At 69.4% G+C, this 23378-nt stretch carries 25 protein-coding genes, 1 pseudogene and 1 riboswitch; of the genes and pseudogenes, 14 read left to right on the plus strand and 12 right to left on the minus strand.

The genetic code is table 11. The features are described 5' to 3' along the window. Positions 1–106: 106 nt before the first annotated feature. Positions 107–214: riboswitch (TPP riboswitch) on the plus strand. The 7 genes from thiO (at position 207) to QRN16_RS00035 (ending at position 6486) form a co-directional block, all read left to right on the plus strand. Then, positions 207–1301 (plus strand): glycine oxidase ThiO, encoded by a 1095-nt coding sequence (gene thiO / locus QRN16_RS00005; protein ID WP_082544296.1) that lies wholly within the window; start codon positions 207–209, stop codon positions 1299–1301. It overlaps the preceding riboswitch by 8 nt. 9 nt (positions 1302–1310) lie before the next feature. After that, a complete protein-coding gene (thiS, locus tag QRN16_RS00010) occupies positions 1311–1517 on the plus strand; it encodes a sulfur carrier protein ThiS (protein ID WP_285184260.1) in 207 nt (68 codons plus the stop codon). Further along, positions 1510–2268: a thiazole synthase gene (locus QRN16_RS00015; RefSeq protein ID WP_285184261.1), complete on the plus strand. Its 759-nt coding sequence runs from the start codon at positions 1510–1512 to the stop codon at positions 2266–2268. Before thiS ends, QRN16_RS00015 begins: the two co-directional genes overlap by 8 nt. 102 nt (positions 2269–2370) lie before the next feature. Then, on the plus strand, positions 2371–3324 hold the full coding sequence (locus tag QRN16_RS00020) for an ABC transporter ATP-binding protein (RefSeq protein ID WP_222638009.1): 954 nt from the start codon (positions 2371–2373) through the stop codon (positions 3322–3324). Continuing rightward, the gene (locus QRN16_RS00025) at positions 3321–4115 is read left to right on the plus strand and encodes an ABC transporter permease (protein ID WP_027506235.1); all 795 of its coding nucleotides are present in this window, start codon (positions 3321–3323) and stop codon (positions 4113–4115) included. Before QRN16_RS00020 ends, QRN16_RS00025 begins: the two co-directional genes overlap by 4 nt. A gap of 25 nt (positions 4116–4140) precedes the next feature. Further along, positions 4141–5625: a M28 family peptidase gene (locus QRN16_RS00030; protein WP_285184262.1), complete on the plus strand. Its 1485-nt coding sequence runs from the start codon at positions 4141–4143 to the stop codon at positions 5623–5625. 42 nt (positions 5626–5667) lie between these two features. Next, positions 5668–6486, plus strand: a complete 819-nt coding sequence (locus tag QRN16_RS00035) for an adenylate/guanylate cyclase domain-containing protein (protein WP_197027813.1) — start codon at positions 5668–5670, stop codon at positions 6484–6486. Here QRN16_RS00035 and thiD read toward each other — a convergent pair. Further along, positions 6448–7302, minus strand: a complete 855-nt coding sequence (gene thiD / locus QRN16_RS00040; RefSeq protein ID WP_027506237.1) for a bifunctional hydroxymethylpyrimidine kinase/phosphomethylpyrimidine kinase — start codon at positions 7300–7302, stop codon at positions 6448–6450. The genes QRN16_RS00035 and thiD overlap by 39 nt on opposite strands. Before the next feature lie 210 nt (positions 7303–7512). On the opposite strand from thiD, the gene QRN16_RS00045 reads away from it, so the two are divergent. Together QRN16_RS00045 and QRN16_RS00050 are read left to right on the plus strand one after the other, a co-directional pair. Next, positions 7513–7839 carry a GNAT family N-acetyltransferase gene (locus QRN16_RS00045; RefSeq protein ID WP_027506238.1) on the plus strand — a complete coding sequence of 109 codons (327 nt, stop codon included), beginning with the start codon at positions 7513–7515 and terminating at the stop codon, positions 7837–7839. 87 nt (positions 7840–7926) lie between these two features. Continuing rightward, complete coding sequence (locus QRN16_RS00050; protein WP_285184263.1) at positions 7927–8307, plus strand: GNAT family N-acetyltransferase; 381 nt, start codon at positions 7927–7929, stop codon at positions 8305–8307. Here QRN16_RS00050 and QRN16_RS00055 read toward each other — a convergent pair. From QRN16_RS00055 to QRN16_RS00065, 3 genes are read right to left on the minus strand one after another with little or no spacing between them, the layout of a single operon-like run. After that, positions 8214–9047 (minus strand): exodeoxyribonuclease III, encoded by an 834-nt coding sequence (locus tag QRN16_RS00055; protein WP_285184264.1) that lies wholly within the window; start codon positions 9045–9047, stop codon positions 8214–8216. The genes QRN16_RS00050 and QRN16_RS00055 overlap by 94 nt on opposite strands. Positions 9048–9058: 11 nt before the next feature. Next, positions 9059–9988 (minus strand): N-acetylglutamate synthase, CG3035 family, encoded by a 930-nt coding sequence (locus QRN16_RS00060; RefSeq protein WP_285184265.1) that lies wholly within the window; start codon positions 9986–9988, stop codon positions 9059–9061. Further along, positions 9985–10581: a peptide deformylase gene (locus QRN16_RS00065; protein WP_027506240.1), complete on the minus strand. Its 597-nt coding sequence runs from the start codon at positions 10579–10581 to the stop codon at positions 9985–9987. Before QRN16_RS00065 ends, QRN16_RS00060 begins: the two co-directional genes overlap by 4 nt. Before the next feature lie 271 nt (positions 10582–10852). Between QRN16_RS00065 and napA the strand changes: the two genes are divergently transcribed. The 4 genes from napA (at position 10853) to QRN16_RS00085 (ending at position 13703) form a co-directional block, all read left to right on the plus strand. Further along, complete coding sequence (gene napA / locus QRN16_RS00070) at positions 10853–11161, plus strand: nucleoid-associated protein NapA (protein WP_027506241.1); 309 nt, start codon at positions 10853–10855, stop codon at positions 11159–11161. 129 nt (positions 11162–11290) lie between these two features. Beyond that, complete coding sequence (locus QRN16_RS00075; protein WP_222632640.1) at positions 11291–11767, plus strand: LytR C-terminal domain-containing protein; 477 nt, start codon at positions 11291–11293, stop codon at positions 11765–11767. A 47-nt stretch (positions 11768–11814) separates the two neighbouring features. Continuing rightward, complete coding sequence (gene sodC / locus QRN16_RS00080) at positions 11815–12546, plus strand: superoxide dismutase[Cu-Zn] (protein WP_027506243.1); 732 nt, start codon at positions 11815–11817, stop codon at positions 12544–12546. 41 nt (positions 12547–12587) lie between these two features. Continuing rightward, complete coding sequence (locus QRN16_RS00085; RefSeq protein WP_037186102.1) at positions 12588–13703, plus strand: glutamate--cysteine ligase; 1116 nt, start codon at positions 12588–12590, stop codon at positions 13701–13703. 30 nt (positions 13704–13733) lie between these two features. Here the strand turns inward: QRN16_RS00085 and mnhG are convergent, their stop codons facing one another. The 6 genes and pseudogenes from mnhG to QRN16_RS00115 form a co-directional block, all read right to left on the minus strand. Beyond that, positions 13734–14081, minus strand: a complete 348-nt coding sequence (gene mnhG / locus QRN16_RS00090) for a monovalent cation/H(+) antiporter subunit G (protein WP_027506245.1) — start codon at positions 14079–14081, stop codon at positions 13734–13736. A 95-nt stretch (positions 14082–14176) separates the two neighbouring features. After that, positions 14177–14428 (minus strand): annotated as a pseudogene (locus tag QRN16_RS00095) (monovalent cation/H+ antiporter complex subunit F); the annotation flags it as partial. Beyond that, positions 14425–15090, minus strand: a complete 666-nt coding sequence (locus QRN16_RS00100; protein WP_235578870.1) for a Na+/H+ antiporter subunit E — start codon at positions 15088–15090, stop codon at positions 14425–14427. The gene QRN16_RS00100 and the pseudogene QRN16_RS00095, both read right to left, overlap by 4 nt. Then, positions 15087–16730, minus strand: coding sequence for a Na+/H+ antiporter subunit D (locus QRN16_RS00105; RefSeq protein WP_285184267.1), 1644 nt, complete (start codon positions 16728–16730; stop codon positions 15087–15089). The genes QRN16_RS00100 and QRN16_RS00105 overlap by 4 nt, the downstream gene beginning before the upstream one ends. Further along, on the minus strand, positions 16727–17296 hold the full coding sequence (locus QRN16_RS00110) for a Na(+)/H(+) antiporter subunit C (RefSeq protein ID WP_027506246.1): 570 nt from the start codon (positions 17294–17296) through the stop codon (positions 16727–16729). Before QRN16_RS00110 ends, QRN16_RS00105 begins: the two co-directional genes overlap by 4 nt. After that, on the minus strand, positions 17293–20118 hold the full coding sequence (locus QRN16_RS00115; protein ID WP_285184269.1) for a Na+/H+ antiporter subunit A: 2826 nt from the start codon (positions 20116–20118) through the stop codon (positions 17293–17295). The genes QRN16_RS00110 and QRN16_RS00115 overlap by 4 nt, the downstream gene beginning before the upstream one ends. 135 nt (positions 20119–20253) lie before the next feature. Here QRN16_RS00115 and QRN16_RS00120 point away from each other — a divergent pair, with 135 nt between their 5' ends. After that, complete coding sequence (locus QRN16_RS00120) at positions 20254–20664, plus strand: NUDIX hydrolase (protein ID WP_027506248.1); 411 nt, start codon at positions 20254–20256, stop codon at positions 20662–20664. An 11-nt stretch (positions 20665–20675) separates the two neighbouring features. On the opposite strand, the gene QRN16_RS00125 is transcribed toward QRN16_RS00120, so the two are convergent. Together QRN16_RS00125 and QRN16_RS00130 are read right to left on the minus strand one after the other, a co-directional pair. Next, positions 20676–22088: a hypothetical protein gene (locus tag QRN16_RS00125; protein WP_285184270.1), complete on the minus strand. Its 1413-nt coding sequence runs from the start codon at positions 22086–22088 to the stop codon at positions 20676–20678. Next, positions 22085–23335 carry a hypothetical protein gene (locus tag QRN16_RS00130; protein ID WP_285184271.1) on the minus strand — a complete coding sequence of 417 codons (1251 nt, stop codon included), beginning with the start codon at positions 23333–23335 and terminating at the stop codon, positions 22085–22087. The genes QRN16_RS00125 and QRN16_RS00130 overlap by 4 nt, the downstream gene beginning before the upstream one ends. Positions 23336–23378 lie beyond the last annotated feature (43 nt).

The following is a 23378-nucleotide window of genomic DNA, read 5'->3' on the forward strand; positions in this document are numbered from 1 at the left end:
CGGGAAGGCCGGAGGCCGGTCGGGTGATGGCGGGAAGGCCGGAGGCCGGTCGGGTGATGGCGGGAAGGCCGGAGGCCGGTCGGGTCATCAGCCGGTTAGGGTGAAGGGGAACGAACACGGGAGTCCCGGACGGGGCTGAGAGTGGGCGAGGCCGCCCAGACCGTAACCACCTGACCCGGGTCATGCCGGCGGAGGAAGTGAGTTTCATGCAGCGATCCGTCTCCGTCGTGGGCGGTGGGGTGATCGGCCTCTTCTGCGCCCGCGCCGCCGCGGCGGCGGGATGGTCCGTCACCCTGCACGACCCGACGTTCGGTGCACGCGCTGTCGGCGACGGCGCCGCCAGCTGGGTGGCGGGCGGCATGCTCGCGCCGCTGTCCGAGGGCTGGCCCGGCGAACACGCACTCCTGGCACTCGGTTCCGCGTCGCTGCGGCGATGGCACGATCCGGTGCTGCGCGCGGACCTGGAGGGTCGGGGCGTCGTCGTGTCGAGTGGGTCGTTGACCGTCGCGTTCGACTCGGCCGACGCGGCGGACCTGCGCACTGTCGCCGACTGGGTGGGTGCGCAGGGCCACGATCTCGAGATCCTCTCGCGCAGCGAGGTGCGCACTCTGGAGCCGTCACTCTCGCCGCGCGTTCGTCTGGGCCTGTCGGCGCCGGGGGAGTTGTCAGTGGACAACCGGGCGTTGGTCCTCGCGTTGGAGTCCGCGGTCCGCGACCGGGGAGTGCGGATCGAGCGTGCTCCCGTCACCGACCTCGACGCGCTCACCACCGATCGTGTGGTGGTCGCTGCGGGGTGGTCGACGTCCCGTCTGCTGCCGGACGTCCCGGTGCGGCCGGTGAAGGGCGAGATCCTGCGCCTGCGTGCGCGCCCCGGCTCGGCGAGTGCGCCGACGCGTACCGTCCGCGCGAGCGTCAACGGTCGCGCGGTGTACCTGGTCCCCCGTGGCGACGGTCTGGTGGTCGGTGCGACGCAGTACGAGCACGGTGACGACACCGCCGTGACCGTCGCCGGCGTCCGCGACCTCCTGGCGGACGCCGAGGCCGTGTTCCCGGCCGTCGGTGACTACGAGTTGGCGGAGACGGCGGCGGGCCTGCGGCCGGGGAGCCCCGACAACATCCCCGTGGTCGGGCGGTGGGACGACCGCGTGATCGTCGCCGCCGGCCACGGTCGCAACGGGGTGCTGCTCGCGCCCGTCACGGCGGACGCCGTGGTGGCAGAACTGGAGGGCGAGCCGTTGACGGAAGCGGCATGCGCTCTCCCCGAACGGTTTTCGAGTCTCACGCGGACTCGGGCACGGTAGGAGACGAACATGACCGCAGTGGGTGTCACCGTCAACGGTGCGGATCACGACCTCGAGCCCGGCACGACGATGCAGGACATGCTGACCCAGCTGGGTCTTCCCGAGAAGGGCATCGCCGTGGCGGTGGACGGAATCGTGCTGCCGCGCTCGCGGTGGGGCGAGGACGTGGGCCGCGGCTGGACCATCGAGGTGCTGACGGCGGTGCAGGGTGGCTGATCAGCTGACCATCGCCGACCGTACCTTCACGTCTCGCCTGATCATGGGGACCGGGGGCGCGGCCAACCTCGCGGTGCTGGAGGAGGCCCTCGTCGCATCGGGGACGGAACTCACCACCGTCGCTCTGCGCCGCGTCGACGCCTCCGGCGGCACCGGGGTGCTCGATCTCCTCACGCGCCTCGGCATCGCCCTGCTGCCCAACACGGCGGGATGTCGCGGCGCCGCCGAGGCCGTGCTCACCGCGCAGTTGGCGCGAGAGGCCCTGGAGACCGACTGGATCAAGCTCGAGGTGATCGCGGACGAGCGGACCCTCCTGCCCGACGCCATCGAGCTGGTGCGCGCCGCGGAGCAACTCGTCGACGACGATTTCGTCGTGTTGCCCTACACCACCGACGATCCGGTGCTCGCGCGTCGCCTCGAGGACGTGGGGTGCGCCGCCGTCATGCCGCTCGGATCGCCCATCGGGACGGGGCTGGGCATCGCGAATCCGCACAACATCGAGATGATCACCTCGGCCGCAGGGGTTCCCGTGGTGCTCGACGCCGGCATCGGTACGGCGAGCGACGCGGCACTCGCCATGGAGCTGGGGTGCTCGGCGGTGCTGCTCGCCACCGCGGTGACACGCGCTCGTGATCCGCGAATGATGGCCTGCGCCATGGCCGATGCGGTGCGCGGCGGACGATCGGCGGCGCTGGCGGGCCGGATCCCGAAACGGTTCTGGGCGCAGGCGTCCTCGCCCGACGTCGACTGACCACCCCGGGGGCGGCTCAGGGTCGCGTCATCCCTTCGGATGACCCGGGTCGAGACCCGGGAGCGATGTGGTCGGTGGTCCAGCTCGGGCATCCTGATGCACATGATCGAAGTGACAGGTTTGACCAAACAGTTCGGCGCGAAGAAAGCCGTGGACGATCTCTCCTTCACGGTGCGCCCGGGTATCGTGACGGGCTTCCTCGGCCCCAACGGTGCCGGCAAGTCCACCACGATGCGGATGATCCTCGGGCTCGATCAGCCCACGTCCGGCACGGCACTCATCGAGGGTCGGCCCTACCGTGAGCTGAAGAATCCCATTCGTACCGTCGGCGCTCTGCTCGACGCGAAGTGGGTGCACCCCAACAGATCCGCGCGCGCTCACCTGCAGTGGATGGCGGCCTCCAACGGCATCGCCTCGTCCCGCGTCGACGAGGTGCTCCGCCTCGTCGGTCTGTCCGAGGTGGCCAAGCAGAAGGCCGGCGGGTTCTCCCTCGGCATGTCGCAGCGACTCGGTCTGGCCGGTGCGTTGCTCGGTGACCCGAAGGTCCTGATGTTCGACGAGCCGGTCAACGGACTCGATCCCGAGGGCATCGTCTGGATCCGCAAGTTCATGCAGCGACTCGCCGCCGAGGGGCGGACCGTGCTGGTGTCCTCGCACCTGCTCTCCGAGATGGCGCTCACCGCAGAACAACTGATCGTCATCGGCCGCGGCCGGCTCATCTCGGACTCGTCCGTGCAGGAGTTCGTCGACCGCGCCTCGGAGGCGTCGGTCCGCGTCCGCAGCCCCCAGCTCGACGCCCTGCGCAGCGCGCTCACGTCGGCAGGTCTGACGGTCAAGGAGCCCAGCAGCCTCGATCAGGTGCATCCGACCCTCGTGGTGGCCGAGTCCACCACGGAGGCGATCGGCGAGATCGCCGCGCGCCACAACATCGTCCTGCACGAGCTGGCGTCCCAGCACGGTTCGCTCGAGGACGCGTTCATGAAACTCACCGGTGACGACGTGCAGTACCACGGCGCCGGTACCGACAACAACGCGATGGGAGGGGCACTGCGATGAGTGTGCTTGCAGCGGAACGAATCAAACTCACCTCGACGAAGTCGCCGTGGTGGTGCACCGTCATCATCGTGGCGCTCGGGCTGGGCATCGGTGCCGTCATCGGCATCACGGCCAAGTCGACGGTCACCACCGTGCAGAACGACATCGCCGCCGGAAACGACCCCGGCTTCGAGCCGTACCTGCCGACCCTCGCGGACGCCGTCGCCGGCGTCAGCGGGTTCGGCGTTCTCGTGCTCATGATTCTCGCGGCGCTGTCGATCACCAGCGAGTATCGCTTCGGCATCATCCGGACCACGTTCCAGGCCATCCCCAGCCGTGCCTCGGTACTCGGCGTGAAAGCACTGCTCATCGGCGTCTTCGGTGCGGTGTTGTCCCTGGTGCTCACGCTGGGCGCGTTCTACATCGCGAAGGCCACGGCCGGTCCCGATGCGGGCGCCGCACTCGTGCTCGAGGGTTCGGACGCGTGGCGTGCCATCTACGGTGTCCCGATCTACGCCTTCCTGTGCGTCGTCCTCGCCGTGGGAGTCGGTGCGCTGCTGCGACAGTCGGCCGCCGCGATCGCACTGCTGCTCCTGTGGCCGCTGTTGATCGAGTCGCTGTTCAACCTGTTCGGCAGCATCGGGCGCGACATCATGCCCTTCCTCCCGTTCATGAACGCGAACAACTTCCTCGGTTCGCCCGGTGGAGTGGAGTACCACTGGGGACCGTGGGGCAGCCTGGCCTACTTCGCGGCCTTCGTCGCCGTCGTCTTCGGCGCCGCAGTGGTGGTGGTGAACAAGCGAGACGCGTGACCGCTCTTTCGTTAGGGTGACGTTCATGCGGACGACACGATCGACCCTGTCCATCGCGATCTGTGCGGCGGGAGTGCTCGCGCTGTCGTCCTGCTCCTCCGGCTCGTCCGGTGAAGGAGCCACCACGTCCGAGGAACCCGTGGCCGCACCGGTCACGGGTTCCTCGCTGTCCGAGGCCGTCACCCTCGACGCGGTGGTGAGCCACCTGCAGGAGCTCTCCGACATCGCCGACGCGCACGACGGGAATCGCGCCGCCGGCACCGCCGGATACGACGCCAGCGTCGACTACGTGGCCGGCACACTGCGGGACGCGGGCTTCGACGTCGAGACGCCCGAGTTCTCGTTCGACAGCTACACCCTCGACTCGGTGGCGCTGCGCGCTGCCGACCGCGACGTGCCGGTGAGCGCGTTCACGTACTCACCGGCCACGCCCGCCGGTGGGGTCTCCGGTCCGATCGTGGCAGCACCTGCCGACGACTCACCCGGCTGCGAGTCCACCGACTACGACGGCCTCACGCTGACCGGCGCGGTCGCTCTGGTCCCGCGCGGGGTGTGCTCTTTCGCGCAGAAGGGGCAGATCGCCGCCGAGCGCGGCGCCGCCGCGATCATCGTGTCCAACAACGAGGACGGTCCGCTCGACGCCGGCACGCTCGGCGCGAAGGAGGATGCCCGCATCCCGTCGGTGGGTGTCAGCCGTGAGGACGGTGCCGCTCTGGCCGCGGCCCCGACCACCGCGCAGATCACGCTCGCCGCGGAGACCGAGACCACGACCAGCCGCAACATTCTCGCGCAGACCACGACGGGATCCACCGAGAACGTCGTCATGGCGGGAGCGCATCTCGACTCGGTCCCCGAGGGCCCGGGCATCAACGACAACGGCACCGGTACCGCCGCCGTGCTCGAGTCCGCTCTGCAGATGGGTGGCTCGCCGGACGTGACCAACGCCGTGCGGTTCGGGTTCTGGGGCGCGGAGGAACTCGGTCTGGTCGGATCCACGAAGTACGTCGAGGGACTGTCCGACGAGGACAAGGCCGCGATCGCGCTCTACCTGAACTTCGACATGGTCGGGTCGAACAACGCCGGCTACCTCGTCTACGACGGAGACGACTCGGATCAGGTCGGCGAGCCCGCCGGCCCCACCGGCTCGGACGCGATCGAGCGAGTCTTCGAGGAGCAGCTCACGACGCAGGACGCCGACGGCACCGACTTCGACGGTCGCTCGGACTACGGCCCCTTCATCGAGGTCGGCATCCCCTCGGGCGGTGTCTTCAGCGGCGCCGACGACGTGAAGACCGAGGAGCAGGCCGCGCGCTGGGGCGGGACGGCGAACGAGCCCTTCGACCCGAACTACCACACCGCCGAGGACACGCTCGAGAACGTCGACCGGGAGGCTCTCGGCATCAACTCGAAGGCCGTCGCCTACGGCATCGGCACGTACGCCGAGTCGGTGACGGGCCCGAACGGCGTCCCCGTGGGTGCCGATCGAGACGCTGCCCGTCAGGCCGAGTGACGTTTACTGTCACTCGGAGTAACGACAAGATAAGGTCGAGCGGTGAAGATCAGCGCAGGTGACGCCGCCCGTCGGGCCGCCGACGCTGCCCGCACCGTCAACCGGACGCCGCGGGTGGTCGAACTGGTCCGCCGCGTACGCGGAGTGCTGCCCGGTGATCCGTCGTTCGGCGATCCGCTCTCGACGGCCGGACCCGGAGCCGCGCGCATGGTCGCGCGGGTCACCGACCGGCTGCAGGGCGACGCTCCCGGCGCCTCGAAGGAACTCTCGCTGGGTGCGCTGCAGGTGTGGCAGGCGGTGCTCGAACGCGCGGGCCGCGGGCGGGGCGAACGTGAGGTCACCATCGTCTTCACCGATCTGGTCGGCTTCTCCACGTGGTCGCTGTCCGCCGGTGACGCCACCACGCTGGTGCTGCTCAAGCAGGTCGCCCGTGCGGTCGAGCGGCCGATGCTCGATCGCGGCGGTCACATCGTGAAACGCCTGGGGGACGGGCTGATGGCCGTCTTCCCCAGCGCGGACAACGCGGTGCGGGCCGTCTTCGAGGCGCAGACTGCTCTGGCGCGTGTCGACGTGAACGGCTACACCCCGCGGATGCGCGTCGGCATCCACACCGGCTGTCCGCGCGCCGTCGGATCGGACTGGCTCGGCGTCGACGTCACCGTGGCCGCGCGCGTCATGCAGACCGGTGCCGACGGCAACGTCATGATCTCGAACGCCGCGCTGGATCTGGTGTCACCCGAGGTGCTGGACACCGTCGGGCTGGCCACCAAGCCCTACCGGCGCGGGTTGTTCTCGCCGAAGCTGACCGGTGTTCCGGAGGATCTACGCATCAGCCGACTGGTGCAGTCGCCAGAGCGGTGAGACCGGGCCGTGCCCGTGGCCGAGGTCGTACGCGGCCTCGAGCGACTTCGTGACCCACTCCTTCGCGAACTCGAACGCGTCCGGCACCGCGTAGCCGTGGGCGAGGGCGCACGCCAGCGCTGCGGCGAGGGTGTCGCCGCCGCCGTGATCGTTGCCCGTGTCGATACGAGGGTTCGTGAACTCGAGCATCCGCTCACCGTCGAAGAGCAGATCGGTGCTCGACGACGAGGTCCGCAGGTGCCCACCCTTGACGACGGCCCACTGGGCGCCGAGAGCGTGCAGTGCCTCGGCGGCCCGTCGCGCCGTCACCTCGTCCTCGACGTCGATGCCGGTGAGCAGTCGGACCTCGTCGAGGTTGGGCGTGACGATCGTGGCGAGGGGAATGAGTCTGGTGCGCAGCGCATCCAGAGCATCGGCGTGCAGGAGGGAATCGCCGTGCATCGACGCCGAGACCGGGTCCACGACGAGCGGTACCGAGCCACCGCGGCCGATCCCGACCTCGGTGCACACGTCGGTGACGGCCTCGATGATGGCGGTGGACGCCAGCATGCCGGTCTTGGCCGCGCCGATGCCGATGTCCGACACCACCGTTCGCACCTGGTCGGCCACCACGGCGGGTGGGATCTCGTGAAAACCGCTGACTCCCACCGTGTTCTGCACCGTCACGGCGGCGACCGCGACGCAGGCATGCAGTCCGCACAGAGCGATGGTGCGCGAGTCGGCCTGGATTCCGGCGCCGCCGCCGGAGTCGGTGCCGGCGATGGTGAGGACGCGCAGTGGCGTCGTCCCGGAAGGTGCCAGAGGCAGCGTTGTCACACGCCGAACTGTACTCGAGCGCTTTTCCCGTGAGTTCGCCACATATTCACCCGCTCCCCCGGCGAAGACGCGAATCCTGTGCAATAGTGGTCTACGTCACATGCACCCATGTGATGCACACGACCGCGGCGACGAGGCTGCTCGTGTCCCGCCCCGCGCCCGGGTTCGCACAGGAACCGGGTGAGCCCCACGGCCGCCAGGAGAAGAATGATGCTGTCGGATGCGCCCGTCACCGATGTGACAGACAACCCGCACCAGAACCGGTTCGAGCTCCGGCTCAACGGTGACCTCGTCGGGATCGTCGGGTACTTCCCCGTCGACTCCATCGGACGCGGTGCGCGTCGTCAGCCCGTCGTCAGCTTCATGCACGCCGTCATCACCGAGGACTTCGGGCATCGCGGCCTCGCCGCCATCATGGTCCGCAACTCCCTCGACGCTGCTCGCGGCTACGGCTGGAAGGTGAAGCCGGTCTGCACCTACGTGCAGCGCTTCGTCGCCGAGAACCCCGAGTACCGCGACATGGTGACCGCCGACTGATCTCGACACCGTGACGACTTCGTCGCGATTGCGCATCAACAGTCACAGGAACACCATCCGTCACAACATCGGTGATGAACTGTTGTCATGGACACCAGTCTCGTGTCGGACGATCCGAGCAACTCACGCTTCGTCCTGACCGTCGGCGATGCGCTCGTCGGCATCCTCGCGTACGAGGTCGCACCCGACAGCGACACGGTCGTGCTCCAGCACACCGTCGTCAAGGAGGAGTTCGGCGACCACGGGTGGGCAGCGGTCCTCGTGCGCGGCGCCCTCGACATCCTGCGTATCGGTGACCTGTCGATCTGGCCCCGGTGTTCCTACGTGCGGCGATTCATCGGCGCGAACATCGAGTACCTCGCCATGGTGGCCGATCAGGCCCCGGCCGGCTCGGTCACCGCGGCGTCCCCGCCCAGCTCGACGACGACCGGCGCGTGGTCGCTGGCGCCCTTCCCCTTGCGCTCCTGACGATCGATCGAGGCGTCGGTGACCTGCGCCGCGAGTGCGGGTGAGGCCAGCACGAAGTCGATGCGGAGCCCTTCGCGGCGCGGGAAACGCAGCTGCGTGTAGTCCCAGTAGGTGTAGACACCGGGGCCGGGGGTGAACGGTCGCACCACGTCCGCGAATCCTTCGTCGACGATGGCTCGGAACGCGTCGCGCTCCGGTCCCGAGGTGTGCGTGCGGCCCTCGAACAGCGCCGGGTCCCAGACGTCGTCGTCGGTGGGGGCCACGTTCCAGTCACCGACCAACGCGATGCGTGCCTGCGGATCGGCGGCGAGCCACGACCGGGCGTCGTCGCGCAGGGTCGCGAGCCAGTCCAGCTTGTAGCGGTAGTGCGGGTCCTCGAGGGACCGTCCGTTGGGGACGTACAGGCTCCAGACGCGCACGCCCCCGCAGGTCGCGCTGATGGCCCGGGCCTCGTCGGCGGGCGGGACCTCCGGGTCCTTGCTGAACCCCGGCTGGTTCTCGAACCCGATCTGCACGTCGTCGAGCCCGACGCGTGACGCGATGGCGACACCGTTCCACTGACTCGTGCCCACGTGCGCGACCTGGTACCCGATGTCGGTGAAACGCTGGTACGGGAACTGATCGTCCTTGCACTTCGTCTCTTGAATCGCGAGAACGTCGACATCGGAGCGCTCGAGCCAGTCGACGATGCGGTCGACTCGCGAGCGGACGGAGTTCACGTTCCAGGTAGCCAGGCGCACGGTGAGCGACCCTAGCCCGGGGCGGTGACACCCTCCGGGCTCGCGTAGCGGTAGCGATGATGCTCCGTGAAGCCGAGGCGCTCGTACAGCGATCGCGCCTCGTCGTTGTCCACCTCGACCTGGACGTAGGCGTGCGTCGCGCCGTGGTCGGCTCCCCACCGCATCGCTTCGGCACACACCGCGGACCCGTGACCGCGCCGACGCTCGTCGGGTCGAGTGGCCACCGCGGTGATGCCGACCCAGCGTCGTCCGGTCGGCGATGCGGTGACGGCAGCGCGGGCGACCGCGGTGTCGCCTCGTCGGAGAAAGGTCACGACACCGTCGTGGACCGCGGTGAGGAGGTCCGGACGATGCCGGTAGCGGGGATGGTGCGCCAGCCATCGGTCGTCGGGCGCGGCGATGCGCTCGGTGTCCGTGTCCGTGTCCGTGTCCGGCCCGGTCGACGACGGGATCGGCAGCGTCAGCACCAGTGCCTCGGCCGACAGGCTCCATCCCGACGGCGCCCCGAGAAGTCGGTCCGGCAACGACAGCGAGGGTTGCAGGTCCCGGTCGCGGTACCAGGCCGCGACGGCCGGCAGGTCGACGGCGGACGCGTCGGGACGCAGGGGGCTCGCCGAATTGCCGCGTCGGGTCACGCCGGCGCCGGCGCGGAGCAGCCATCCACCGATCCACTCCTGCTCGAGGCCCGGCCACGCATCGGCCGCCGCACTCTCGAGACCGCGGATCTCCGAATTGCGGACGGGCCGAGGTGCCAACGCCTTGAGTGCGACGATGCGCTCGGCCGGCACGGTCACCGGGTCACCGGACTCCGGCTGCACGGTCACCGCGGTGCCGGACGCCGCGAGGATGCCGATCACGTCGGTGAACGGCGGGGTCGACCCGTCCGGCAGGCGGTACCGCAGCACCACCCGCGAGCCCGGAACCGGGGCGTCCCGAGTCACTCGTCGTCGTCGTGGCCGAACGGATCCGCGACGGTGCCGGGGATCCAGCTCAGCCCGGGTACGCCCCACCCGTTCTTCTTGATGGCCTTCTTCGCCGCCCGCGCGTTGCGTCCGACCAGCACGTCGACGTAGAGGAAACCGTCGAGGTGGCCCACCTCGTGCTGCAGCATGCGCGCGAAGAAACCGTGCCCCTCGATGTCGACGGGCTCACCCTTCGCATCGGTTCCGGTGACACGCGCCCACTCGGCCCGACCCGTCGGGTGCTGCTCGCCGGGAACCGAGAGGCACCCCTCGTCGTCGTCGTCCGGATCGGGCATCGTCTCGGGAATCTCCGACGTCTCGAGAACCGGGTTGATCACCTCGCCGCGGCGGCGCGTCACCGTGCCGTCCTCGCTGTGGTCGGGGCAGTCGTAGATGAACAGTCGGAGCGGTTCACCCACCTGGTTGGCGGCCAGTCCGACACCCTTGGCGGCCTCGAGCGTGTCGTACATGTCCGCGATCAACGTCTCGAGTTCCGCGGGCGACGCCGTGACCTGCTGGGTGGGGGTGTGCAGCACCGGGTCACCGACGATACGGATGGGGAGAATTGCCATGGTCCAGAAGGATACTGCCCGCCCGGTGGACGATTTCTGGTCCGGTCGGCCGGGCCGAGACGCGCCGCGGTGTCGCCGCATCCCGGAGCCCGGTCCGTGGTTAGATTGGCGGCGAACGACACGGATGTGATTCACCGCCGTGCGCGGACCTCTTCGGGTCCGGGGGACGCGCGAGAACACGGTCACGGCCGGGTTCACACGGCACAGCCCGAGGTCGACGGCAGAGCTCGCGAGAGCCGATGCCGAGGGCGGCACAGACGACAGGAGTGAGATGGACAGCGCTGCAGCGCGAAGTCACGGGCGAGCCGACGGGGCCGACGAGCCGAGTGACGGACTCTCCCGCCGGGAACACGACATTCTCTCGTTCGAGCGCCAATGGTGGAAGTACGCCGGCGCGAAGGAAGAAGCGATCAAGGAACTGTTCGACATGTCGGCGACCCGCTACTACCAGGTGCTCAACGCCCTGGTGGACAAGCCGGAGGCGCTGGCCGCGGACCCGATGCTCGTGAAGCGCCTGCGACGTCTGCGCGCGAGCCGGCAGAAGGCACGCGCTGCGCGTCGACTCGGCTTCGAGATCTGACGGGTGTCGTCCCGCGCCGCCCCGGGTCACCCGGTTCGGCCGAGTCGCTAGGCTCGCAGCGTGACTGATCAGACCCCCGCGAGCACTCCGACCCCGGACTCGTCCGGCCCACCGTTGCGAGCGCTGGCCATGGTTCTGCTGTCGCTGGCCGTCGTCTTCGCAGGTCTCGGCTTCTTCTCCCTCACGGGCTCGGACGAGGACACGCCCACCTCCACCGCAGCGGCCGTGACCACCACCGCCGCTGCCGCAGCACCCGCCGCGCCGCAGTCCGACGCGAGCGCCGGGTCGGCCGCCACGACGACGACCAGTGCGCCGTCCTCCACCACGGCCGCGGCACAGTCGTTGCGCGTCCTCAACAACAGCAATGTCAGCGGACTGGCCGCCGAGGTGGCGCAGACGCTCGAGTCGGCCGGTTTCACGGTCGGCGAGACCGGCAACTACAGCAGCGGCACCATCGCGGCCTCCACGGTCTACTACGACCCGTCGGTGTCCGGTCAGCAGGCCGAGGCCGAACGCATCGCGACCACACTGGGCTTCGGTGTCGAACCACGTTTCGAGGGCATCGAGTCCTCCACGCCCGGCATCATCGTCATCGTCACCGGGTGACTAGAGTTCAGGTCAGCACGTCCCCACACATCTAGGAGACCTTCACCATGGCCAGCTGGAAGCGCAGCCGAGTCGCACCTCGCACCCTCGTCGTGGCGCCTCTCGCCGCAGTAGCCCTGTTCGGCATGGTGGCCTGCAGCAACGGCGAGGAAGCCAGCGACGTCGCCGGCACGACCCCGCCCGTCTTCACCAGCTCCGCCGCGCCCGCGGGTTCCGAGCACGGCGAGGAGTCCCACAGCGCGGGCGGCGAGGGTTCCGAGGGCGGGGGCTCGGCGACCGAGGCCGCGATGACCGGCGACCTGCGCAGCCCCGAGGGCGAGACCATGGGCACGGTCTCCTTCGCCGAGGTCGACGGGCACCTCGAGGTCACTGTCGAGGCAGAGGGTCTGACCCCCGGCTTCCACGGCCTGCACATGCATCAGAACCCGGTGTGCGAGCCCGATTCGGTCGCTCCCACCGGCGGCGAGCCCGGTGCATTCCTGTCCGCCGGCGGTCACCTGCAGGTGAACGGCAACACCGGCCACCCGGCCAGCGGCGACCTGACCTCGCTGCAGGTGCGTGAGGACGGCACCGCCGACCTCACGACGACGACCGACTCGGTCACGCTCGACGACCTGCGCGGCGGCGTGGCCGTCATCGTCCACTCGGGCGCCGACAACTTCGCCAACATCCCGACGCGCTACACGCTGCCCGACGGCCAGCCCGTTCCCGACGCGACGACCCTCAGTACGGGCGACGCCGGCAGCCGCGTCGCCTGCGCGGTCGTCGAGTCCGAGTAGACGGGCACGTCCCCCTGAAGAACGAGTCGAGCTCGACCACGGTGCCGTTCGCCGGGTCGGAGCGTCCGACCATCGGCGTCGAGTGGGAGATCGCGCTCGTCGACCGCGTGTCGCGGGATCTGTCGAACACTGCGTCCGAGGTGATGGACGGCGTCGTGGAACTCGCGGGAGCACACACGCCGCGCGTGACGAAGGAACTCCTGCGCAACACGGTCGAGTTGGTGACCGACATCTGCGACACCGTCGGCGAAGCGATCGACGATCTGAGCGAGTCGCTGGATCTGGTGCGCCGCGCCGCGGATCCGTTGGGAGTCGACCTGTTCTGCGCCGGGACACACCCGTTCGCCGAGTGGTCGTCGCAACAGCTCACCGCGGCCCCGCACTACGACGAGCTGATCGAGCGCACACAGTGGTGGGGTCGGCAGATGCTGATCTGGGGCGTCCACGTCCATGTCGGACTCCGCTCGGCCGACCGGGTCTTCCCGATTCTCAACTCGATCCTGCTGCAGTACCCGCACCTGCTCGCGCTGTCCGCGTCGTCCCCGATGTGGGCCGGGTCGGACACCGGCTACGCCAGCAACCGCGCGCTCATGTTCCAGCAGCTCCCCACCGCGGGACTGCCGTTCCAGTTCGAGACCTGGTCGCAGTTCGAGGGTTTCGTGCACGACCAGATGAAGACCGGCGTCATCTCGCAGCTCGGCGGCATGCACTGGGACATCCGTCCCGTGCCGCGGCTCGGCACCATCGAGATCAGGGTGTGCGACGGGGTGTCCACCAAGCGTGAGCTCGGTGCCCTGGTCGCTCTGATCCACTGCCTCGTGGTGTATCTCGACGAACGGCTCGATGCCGGCGAGCCGTTGCTCACCATCCCGCCGTGGCACGTGCAGGAGAACAAGTGGCGCGCCGCGCGATACGGCCTGGACGCCGAGATCGTGCTCGACGCCGACAGCAACGAGCGACTCATGACCGACGACCTGTTCGACCTCCTGGAGAAGCTCACCCCGATCGCCGTGCGGCTGGGGTGTGCGGACGAGCTGGGCCGCGTCGCGGACATCCCGCGCCAGGGCGCGTCCTACCAGCGGCAGCGCGCCGTGGCGGAGAGGTCGGGGGGCGACCTCATCGCCGTCGTCGACTCGCTGATCTCCGAACTCCGCTGACCAGAACGTCGCTGACCAGAACGTCGTTGATCAGGCTCGGTCGTTGCGCTCGTCCGCGCGCAGCTCGTCGACCATGAAGAGGTCGTCACGGCTGCTCTGCTCGCGATAGGCGACCTGGCCCACGGTGTGCGCGATGATCGGCGCCGTGAGCACCGTGAAGACGCCGACGAGGAAGATCATCCAGATGTCGACGTTGCCGCGCAGGCTGATGAACGCGCCGATGAGAATCAGGATCAACCCCACCACCTGAGGCTTGGTGGCGGCGTGCATGCGGGACAACGTGTCCGGGAAGCGGACGACTCCGATGGCCGCCGTGAGCGCGAGGATCGATCCCAGGATGATCATCGTGCCGCTGATGATGTCGAGGACGAGTGTCATGACTTCCCCTGCCGTCGGTCGCGGGACTCGTCTCCGCGGGGTGGGTGCGGGGTCCGCGCCGTGGCGGCGGCCGCGGCGCGCCGGGTCTCGGGTGTGTCGGCGACGCGGAACCGCGCCACGCTCACCGACCCGACGAAGCCCACCACCGACAGCGCGACGATGGACGGCACCAGCGTGGTGTCGCGGGAGTACACCGCCCACACCATCACCCCGCAGACCGTGAGCGCGATGAGCGTGTCGACGGCGACGAGGCGGTCGAGCGAGTTGGGGCCGGCAAGAAGGCGATACGCGGTGATGACGGCGGCGGTCAGCAGCATCACGCCGGAGACGATCAGGACGACGGTCACGACCGGTCCTCCTTCCGGTCCGACCTGCGGGCGGACGAACTCTCGTCGCCGGACTTGTCGGAGTAGTCGGTGCTGATGTCGTCGACGGTGTCGGCCACGCTGTCCACGTCGGTGTCCGCCATCGATTCGATCTCGGTGGCCGGGTGCCATTCCGGGTCGCGCTCGAACGCGGAGATGAAGGCCGTCTCGTAGGCACGCACGATGGTGCGGAACTGGTCCACCGCATCGGGTTTCGCGACGTCCAGGACGTGGATGTACAGCACCCGATCCTCGCGGTCGATGTCGAGCACCATGGTGCCGGGCACCATGTTCAACGCGTCCACCATGAACGTCAGCACCAGGTCGGACTTGATCTGCACCGGGTAGCGCAGCACCGCGTTGACGGGTGACGGTCCGGGACGGATCGCGGCCCAGGCGACCTGGACGCTGGACACCGCCGCATACCAGACGAGCACGCCGATCAGTCGCACCACCGACAGGGGGTGCACCCGGCCCTCGACCGGAACGCGCGGGAGCGCGAGCACGGTCATCACGAACGTGCCGACCGCGAGACCGCCCAGGATGTTGGCCGCGGAGACGTTGCCCCACAACAGCACCCACACGCCGGTGAGCCATGCGAGCAACGCGGCCTTGAGGGCGACGTCGCGACTCATGAGGGTCATCGTCCTCCCTCCTCCGGTGCGTCGCGTCCGTCCGCGTAGGTGACGGGATCGTCGACGGTGCCCAGCACGGCCGAGATGTAGACGTTGCGGTCACGCAGGTCGTCGGCGGCGCGGTCGCTGATCCCGATGAACGGTCCGGCGAACACGGTGAGCGACAGTCCGACGAGCACCAGTCCCACCGTGGGGACGAGCATCCCGACCGGCATCCGGCCCGGATCGACGCGGCTGTCGAAGTCGACGTCGTTGGCGTTGTCGAGCAGCGCGGTGGGGGAGTCGTCCGACATCTCGCCGTCCGGGGCGTCGGCGCGGGCGCGCCAGAACGCCTTCGTCCACACACGGGCGACGACGTAGAGCGTGAGCAGGCTGGTGATCGTGCCGCCCGCGACGAGGACCCAGGCCAGCACGCTCGCCTTGTCCGCACCGGCCTGCAGCAGCGCCACCTTGCCGATGAAGCCGGAGAACGGGGGGATGCCGCCGAGGTTGAGCGCGGGAACGAGGAACAGGATGGCCAGGAGCGGGCTGGCCGCGGCGAGACCACCGAGCCGGCGCAGCGACGACGACCCGGCCTGGCGCTCGATGAGACCGACCACGAGGAACAGCGTGGTCTGCACCAGGATGTGGTGGGCCACGTAGTACACGGACCCGGAGAGACCGGCCTTCGTCGACAGCGCGACACCGAAGATCATGTAGCCGATGTGCGAGACCAGCGTGAACGAGAGCAGACGCTTGATCTCGCTCTGGGCGATGGCACCGAAGATGCCGATGACCATCGTGAGCAGACCGGCGACCAGTAGCACGTTGTCCATGGCGCCGTCCGGGAAGAGCAGCGTGTGGGTCCGGATGATCGCGTACACACCCACTTTGGTGAGCAGGCCCGCGAACACGGCGGTGACCGGCGCGGGCGCCGTCGGGTAGGAGTCGGGGAGCCAGGCCGACAGCGGGAAGACCGCGGCCTTGATGCCGAACGCGACGAGCAGGATCGAGAAGATCGCGAGCCGCGTGCCCTGCGGGATGTCGTCGAAACGCAGCGCGAGCTGGGCGAAGTTCAGAGTGCCCGTGGCCGCGTACGTGGCGGCGATGCCCGCCAGGAAGATCATCGACGAGACGACGGAGACCATGACGTACGAGACGCCGGCACGCACCCGTTCGGCGCTGGCACCGAGCGTCAGCAACACGAACGACGCGACGAGCAGGACCTCGAACCCCACGTACAGGTTGAACAGGTCACCGGCGAGGAACGCGTTGCACACACCCGCCGTGAGCGCCAGGTACGTCGGAAGAAAGATCGACACCGGCTGATTGGCGTCACCGTCGCGGATGCCCTGCCCGACGGCGTAGACGATGACGGCCAGCAGCACGATCGACGAGACCACCAGCATCAGAGCGGACAGGCGGTCGACCACCAGGGTGATGCCCATCGGCGCCTCCCACCCGCCGACCTGCAGCGCGGTGGTGCCGTCCCGGTCCGCCAGGTAGAGCAGGACGCACGAGACGGCGGTCACGGCGACGAGCGCGACGATGGTGACCGCCCGCTGCGCGCGTGGCTTCCGACCGAGCACGAGGCACAGGGCGGCCGCGAGCAGCGGGATGAGGACCGGGAGCGGGGTGAGGGTTCCGATGATGGTCGGCGACAGCGTCATCGGGAGTCACCCGCCGGCGTGGAGACGTCGTCCCGGTCACGGAACTTGCCCTCGTGGAGATCCTCGTAGCACTCGAGGTCCTCGCGGTTGGCGATCTGGTCGAGAGGAATCGGGTTTCCGTCCTTGTCGAAGGCGTCTCCGGCCTCGCCGGGCTCGCCGGTGATCGGATCGTCGGACTTGTCGCGGTCCGGAGCGTCCGCGAGGCTGCGACGCGTGAGCACCTTGGTGTCCTCGGGGTCGTTCTCGACGACGTCCGCGATGTTGATCGTGTACGACCGGTACGCCAGGGCCAGCACGAAGGCGGCGATGCCCATCGTGATGACGATGGCCGTGAGGATCAGGGCCTGCGCCAACGGATCCGCGTCACCGTCGGCGACCTCGGACACGCGTCCGACCACGGGTGGATTGCCCGACCCACCGCCGGAGGTGAGGATCAGCAGGTTCAGCCCGTTGCCCATCAGCAGCACGCCGAGCAGCATCCGGATGATGCTGCGTTCGATCAGCAGGTAGACCCCGGCCGCGATCAGCGCGGCGACGACCACGAGCATTCCGATGTTCGCGGTCACTGGCGGCTCATTTCGATCTGCGCGTCGAGGCGCGCTCCGAGGCTTCGAAGGACGTCGAGAACCAGTCCGACGACGATGAGATAGACACCCAGGTCGAAGAACAGGGCGGTCACCATCTTGATGTCGCCGAGGATCGGGAGCGTCACCTCGAAGGTGGCGGACGACAGCACCGGTGCTCCGAGGAACAACGAGGCGAGGGCCGTACCGCCGGCGAACAGGAGGCCGATGCCGAGAATCTTCCCGGCGTCGAACGGCACCGTCTCGCCGAGCTCGTAGCGGCCACCGGCGAGGTAGCGCAGCACGAGGGCGAGGCCGGCGGTGAGTCCACCCGCGAAGCCGCCGCCGGGCGCGTTGTGGCCGGCGAAGAAGAAGTAGATGGACAGCATCATGACCGTCGGGAACACCAGGCGAGTGGTGATCTCGAGGACCAGGACGCGGTGCTTGGGGTCGATGAGATCGCTGCCGCTGAGCCACGTGATCTCGGACGCGACCTGCTGGCCGTCCATCGCCGACGGGGCGTCGGACACGCGCGGCGCACTGCCGAAGCGACGATTGCGGAACACCAGGCTGGCGACGCCGGTGGCCGCGACGAGCAGCACCGAGATCTCGCCGAGGGTGTCCCAGGCGCGGATGTCGACCAGGATCACGTTGACCACGTTGCTGCCGTCACCGAAGTTGTACGCGGCGTCCGGGAGCAACTCCGCGATGGGGCGGGTGCTACGTGCGTTCATCGCGAACGCTCCCACCAGCGTGACCGTGATGCCGACGAGCACGGCCAGGGCAGCGCGTGCCGGCTTGCGGCCGAACGCGCGCCCCTCGTCGATCTCCGCCGGCAGCTTGCGCAACACGAGAACGAACACGACCAGCGTGAGCGTCTCGACGAGGAACTGGGTCAGCGCGAGGTCCGGCGCACCGTGCACCGCGAACAGCACACCGCAGCCGTAGCCGGTGACACCGACGAGCAGCACCGCTGCCAGACGGTTCCTCATCACCACGGCGCCGATCGCGGCCGCGACCATGATGGCGCCCACGACGAGCTGGATCGGGGAGTCGGCGAGACGACTCTCGACGCCGGTGCGGGTGTAGACAATCAGCGACACGAGCGGGAACAGAGCGAGGGTGGCGAGGATGGTCGCCTGCGTGCCGGGAAGCGAACCGCGCTGGGTGGTTCCGGTGAGGCGCAGCGACAGCAGGTCCATCAGGTAGAGGACGCGGTCGTACACCCGGTCGGCGTTCAGCGGCACGGCCGGGACCGTTCGCGCGATCGCCTTGTGCACTCGGTAGAGCAGGACGCCGACGAGGATGACGACGACGGTCAGACCCAGCGGGAGGTTGACGCCGTGCCACAGCGCGAGGTGGTAGTCCTTCGCGCCGTAGGACGGCAGGGTCTTGCTGTACGGCGCGATCAGGGTGTCGACGACCGGCGCGGCGAGGCCTGCCACCAGTCCGAGGACGGCGAGCAGCACGGGCGGGAAGAGGAAGAACCATCCCGGTGCGTGCATCGAGGCGACGGCGGCGCTGGGCTGCCGCAGCTTCTTGCGACCGAAGGCGCCCCACACGAAGCGCAGGCTGTAGGCGACGGTCAGGATCGAGCCGACGACCATCGCGGCCAGCACCAGCGCAGACGAGAGCGGACCCATCGCGTCCGAGTCGAGCGTCGACTCGAACGCGGTCTCCTTGCCGATGAAACCGAGGAACGGCGGAAGGCCCGCCATGCTCGCCGCCGCGATCACGGCCGTCGCGGCGAGTACGGGTGACCGGTCCCCGAGATGCGCGAGCTTGCGCACGTCTCGGGTGCCGGTCGAGTGGTCGATGATGCCCACCACCATGAACAGCGCGGCCTTGAAGAAGCCGTGGGCGAGGACCATCGCGAGGCCCGCGAGCATCGCCGTGCGCGAACCGATGCCGACGATGGCGACGAGGAAGCCGAGCTGGCTCACCGTGCCGAAGGCGAGCACGAGCTTGAGGTCGTATGCACGCAGTGCGCGGTAGCCGCCGACGAGCATCGACGCCAGACCGAGCGTGAGGATGGTGAAGCGCCAGGGCCCGGCGTCGGCGAAGCCCGGTGCGAGACGCGCCACCAGGTAGATGCCGGCCTTGACCATCGCCGCGGCGTGCAGGTACCCGCTGACGGGTGTCGGCGCGGCCATGGCGCCGGGCAACCAGAAGTGCAGAGGAACGATGGCCGACTTGCTCAGCGCACCGACCAGGACCAGGACCAGGGCGGTGCCCGCCAACCAGCCGCGGGGCGCCGCCTCGATGACGTCGGAAAGGTTGTAACTGCCCACCGTCTGGCCCAGCACGATGATGCCGACCAGCATGGCGAGACCGCCGGCCGTGGTGACCAGCAGAGCCTGCGTCGCGGCGCGTCGACTCGAGGCGCGCTCGGCGTAGTGCCCGACCAACAGGAACGACAGCACCGTCGTCAGTTCCCAGAAGATGTAGAGCATCAGCATGTTGTCGCTGGTGACCAGCGCGAACATGACACCGGCGAATGCGACGAGCTCCGCGGCGAAGATGCCCAGACGGGGCTCGTCGTCCTCGAAGTAGCGAGCGCAGTAGAGCAGGATCAGTGCGCCGATGCCGAGCACCAGCGTGGACATGACCGCGGCCAGGGAATCGAAGCGCAGATCGATGTTCATGGAGAGTCCGGGGACCCACTCGATGGACAGTCGCTGCTCGGTGTTCCAGTTCGCGGCCACCCAGACGAGCGAGGCGGCCGGCACCGCGGCGAGCGGAAGAAAAGCCTGTCGTCCCCACAGACGCACGAGAAGCGGCGCGATCAGCGCGGCCACCGTGTGGGCAACGAGAATGGAAAGCAAGAGGCACTCCGTCGTGGACGTCGGGGCGGCGGGGTGTCGGACGCACGAGACGTCGTTCACTCCATACTACCGGTGCGGGTCCACGCCCTCTCGGTCAGCGATACCCACCCCCGGTACGGGTATGGTCTCCGGGCGATGACCGAACCACTGCGCACCGCCGCCCTCGCCCTCGTCCGTGACGGCCGGATGCTGCAGGCCCGGTCGGTCGGCAAGCGTGCGTTCTACATGGTCGGCGGCAAGATCGATCCCGGTGAGACACCACTCCAGGCGCTGCACCGCGAGGTGCGGGAGGAACTGGGCGTCGACGTCGTCGAGTCGTCGGTACACCTGCTGTGTGTCGTCGAGTGCCCGGCGTTCGGCGACCCCCTCGGCCGTGATCTGCACATGACGTGCTTCTCCGCCGACCTCACCGGCGAACCTCGGGCCACCAGCGAGATCGCTGATCTGCGGTGGTTCACCGTCGCCGAGTACGCCGCCATGCCGGACGTCGCGCCGGGATCGATGCGTGTCTTCCGGCACCTCCAGGCGCAGGGCCTGGTGATCTGAGGAACCCGTGCTCACGCATGGGGTGCAGGGGGCTCGGCGTCCGGCTCGGGGGCATCTGTGCGCCGGGACAGCCACACGATGCGCAGCGTGCAGAGCGCGGCGACCCCGAGCAGGAGGTAGGCGGAGGTGAGGTCGGTGGAGGTGTACTCGGCCATGACAGTGTCGAGGTCGCCGATCACCGACAGGCTCCCCGTGTACGCGTCGCCGGTGGGCTGGTCGGACCCGATCGACAGCTGATTCAGCCACTCGGGGTCAAGTGTCTGCGCCGGTACCGGCGCCGCCGCAGCGACGAGGATCGCGAGCCCGGGCAGCGCCGCCGCCAATGGCCGCACCGTCGCGTGCGGATCCGCGGTGACGGCGGTCAGGGCGATCGGAACGAGCGCGGCCACCACCCCGAGTGCTGCCGCCGATACCTCGTCGACGCTCACGAGGGCAGCGCCCATCGGCAGCGCGGTGAGTGCCAGGGCGGTGAGCCACGACGTGATGCGTCCGACCGGGAGCCGCCAGGCCAGGACGGCGCCGAGGACCAGTCCGCCCACGCCCACCACGGTGAGCAGCCGGGAGTCGAGCAGGGTGCGGGCGCCCACGTTCCACATCGCGACGGCAGAGGCGGTGACGAGGATCGCGACCAGCACCGTTCGTGCGTCGGCCGACTCCCACCGTGCGGCGACGCGGTCCACGACGACGAGTGCCACGATCAGCACGACGATCGCCTTCCACAGTGCGTACTCGCCGGTGCCGACGATCTCGACACCCACGCGGCAGACGACGGCCACGATCACCGCGTAGACGGTGAGCCGCACCAGTTCGCGGGCGGTCGGGTCCTCGTCGGGATCAGCGGCCGGTCGATGCAGAACGGCGGCGACGATGCACGCCGTGAACGCGGAGCCGATCAACCACCAGGCCGGTTCGCCGAACACACTGGTGCTGTCGAGACGCGTCGCCACGAAGGCGGCGGACGCGGCAGTCGTTCCGACGGAGGCGAGCAGCGTTCCGCCGAGCACGCCGGTCGCGAGGGCCACCCATCCGGCGGCGGATCGCCGGGTGGCGTGCAGGACGAGGCCGACCAGGACGCCGGCCACGCACGACTTGAGAATGTGCAGTGCGGTGAAGACGGCCAGGCTCGCCGCTTCGGGAATCGCCACCTTGGTGAAGGCGAGCACCACGACCAGCAGGGCCGCACACACCCAGGGGGCGATGCGTGTCGGCATCCGCAGTCCGACGGCCAGCGCGACGGTGACCACCACCAGCACCTGCCCGACCACGGTGGCGGTGGACTGGGTGGACGACCACCCGATCAGATCGTCGACGGTGGCCGCGAACGGCCACGTGTCGCTGCGGGGGCCGGACCACGCGAGAGCGCCGAGAGCTCCGACGAGCGCGGCTGCGAGGAGGGAGGCGGCGAGGGCGATGTGGTGTCTCACCCGCGGCGCCGTCGGATCAGTTCGGCGCCGACGGCGCACAGAGCGAGGCAGGTCACCGTCACCAGTGTCCCTGCCGTGGGCTCGGTGAGGGTGACGGACCCCGACTGCAGGGTGAGGGGCGTGTACGCCGTCCAGCCGAAGTCCGCCGAGATCGGGGACGATGGAATGGTCGTCAGAGCGAGGGGGACGAGCAGGCCGGCGCCGACGACGGCGGCGGGTGACGGCACGTCGACGGACGCGGCGCCGGCCCCGACGACGGCGCCGGTCGCGAGCGCCGCCGCGATGACGGCCACTCCGGTGAAGGACGTCCCGAGGTGGATCGCCGCCACCACGGCCGCGCAGCACAGGATGGCCAGCGGTGTGCCCACCGCGGGTCGTGCACGGGCGCCTGCCGCGGCGCCCACGGCGCAGGCGAGTGCGACCCCGACGACGAGGAGAAGGGGGAGGGCCGTTGTGCCTGCCGTCGTGAGGACGACGACGGAGGCCGGCCGCGTCGACAACCACAGCACGGTGCCCGCGACGACGAGGACGCCGCCGCTCGGCAGTGCCAGAGCGACACCGACGAGCACCAGCGTGACGACGATCGTCGACACCGACCACGCGGCCGTCGTGGTCACCGCGCCCAGCCCGGCTGCTCCGGCGGCGGCCGTCAGGTTCGTGACCAGCACCGGGACGAGTCCGACGAGGGCGACGATCACTGCCGTCAGGGCGGTGCGAGTCGAGGAACTCCGGGACGAGCGCTGCGTCCTCGACTGCAGACCGATCGCGAGCACTGTCACCACCATCGCGGCGACGAGTGCGATGGTGCGGGACGTCGTCGTGTCGGTGTCGACGTAGGAGGCGTAGCGCCGCGGTATCGCGACGACGGTGATGCTCAGGACCAGAGAGACGGTCGACGCGACTCCGAACGCGGCGACCCACAGGCGTCGGACCGAGGCGAGGACCGCGAGCACGCCGAGGACGACGCCACTGCCGAGCGCCCCCAGCAGGGACAGGGCGGCCGAGGATCCGAGAGTGCCCAGAACCAGCGCTGCGCCGCCGACGGCAGCGAGGACCGCGGGTGCGGCTCTGCTCGATCGCCCCGTGAGCAGCGCGGCCACGGCCACGGCTGCCACCACCGCTGCGGGGCCGTTGCCGGTGTCGGCGACGAGATCGGGCGACGTCACGGCATGCACGGCGGTGCCCGCACCGACGACGAGGGCGATCGGCGTCGACACGGCGTCGAGACGTCCACCGGATGCGCTCACGCGGCGAACCTATCGGTCTTCATCCGGTTTCGGGAATCGACAG

Origin of the sequence: Rhodococcus sp. MEB041 (assembly GCF_030208955.1) — a bacterium.
Lineage (GTDB): Bacteria > Actinomycetota > Actinomycetes > Mycobacteriales > Mycobacteriaceae > Rhodococcoides.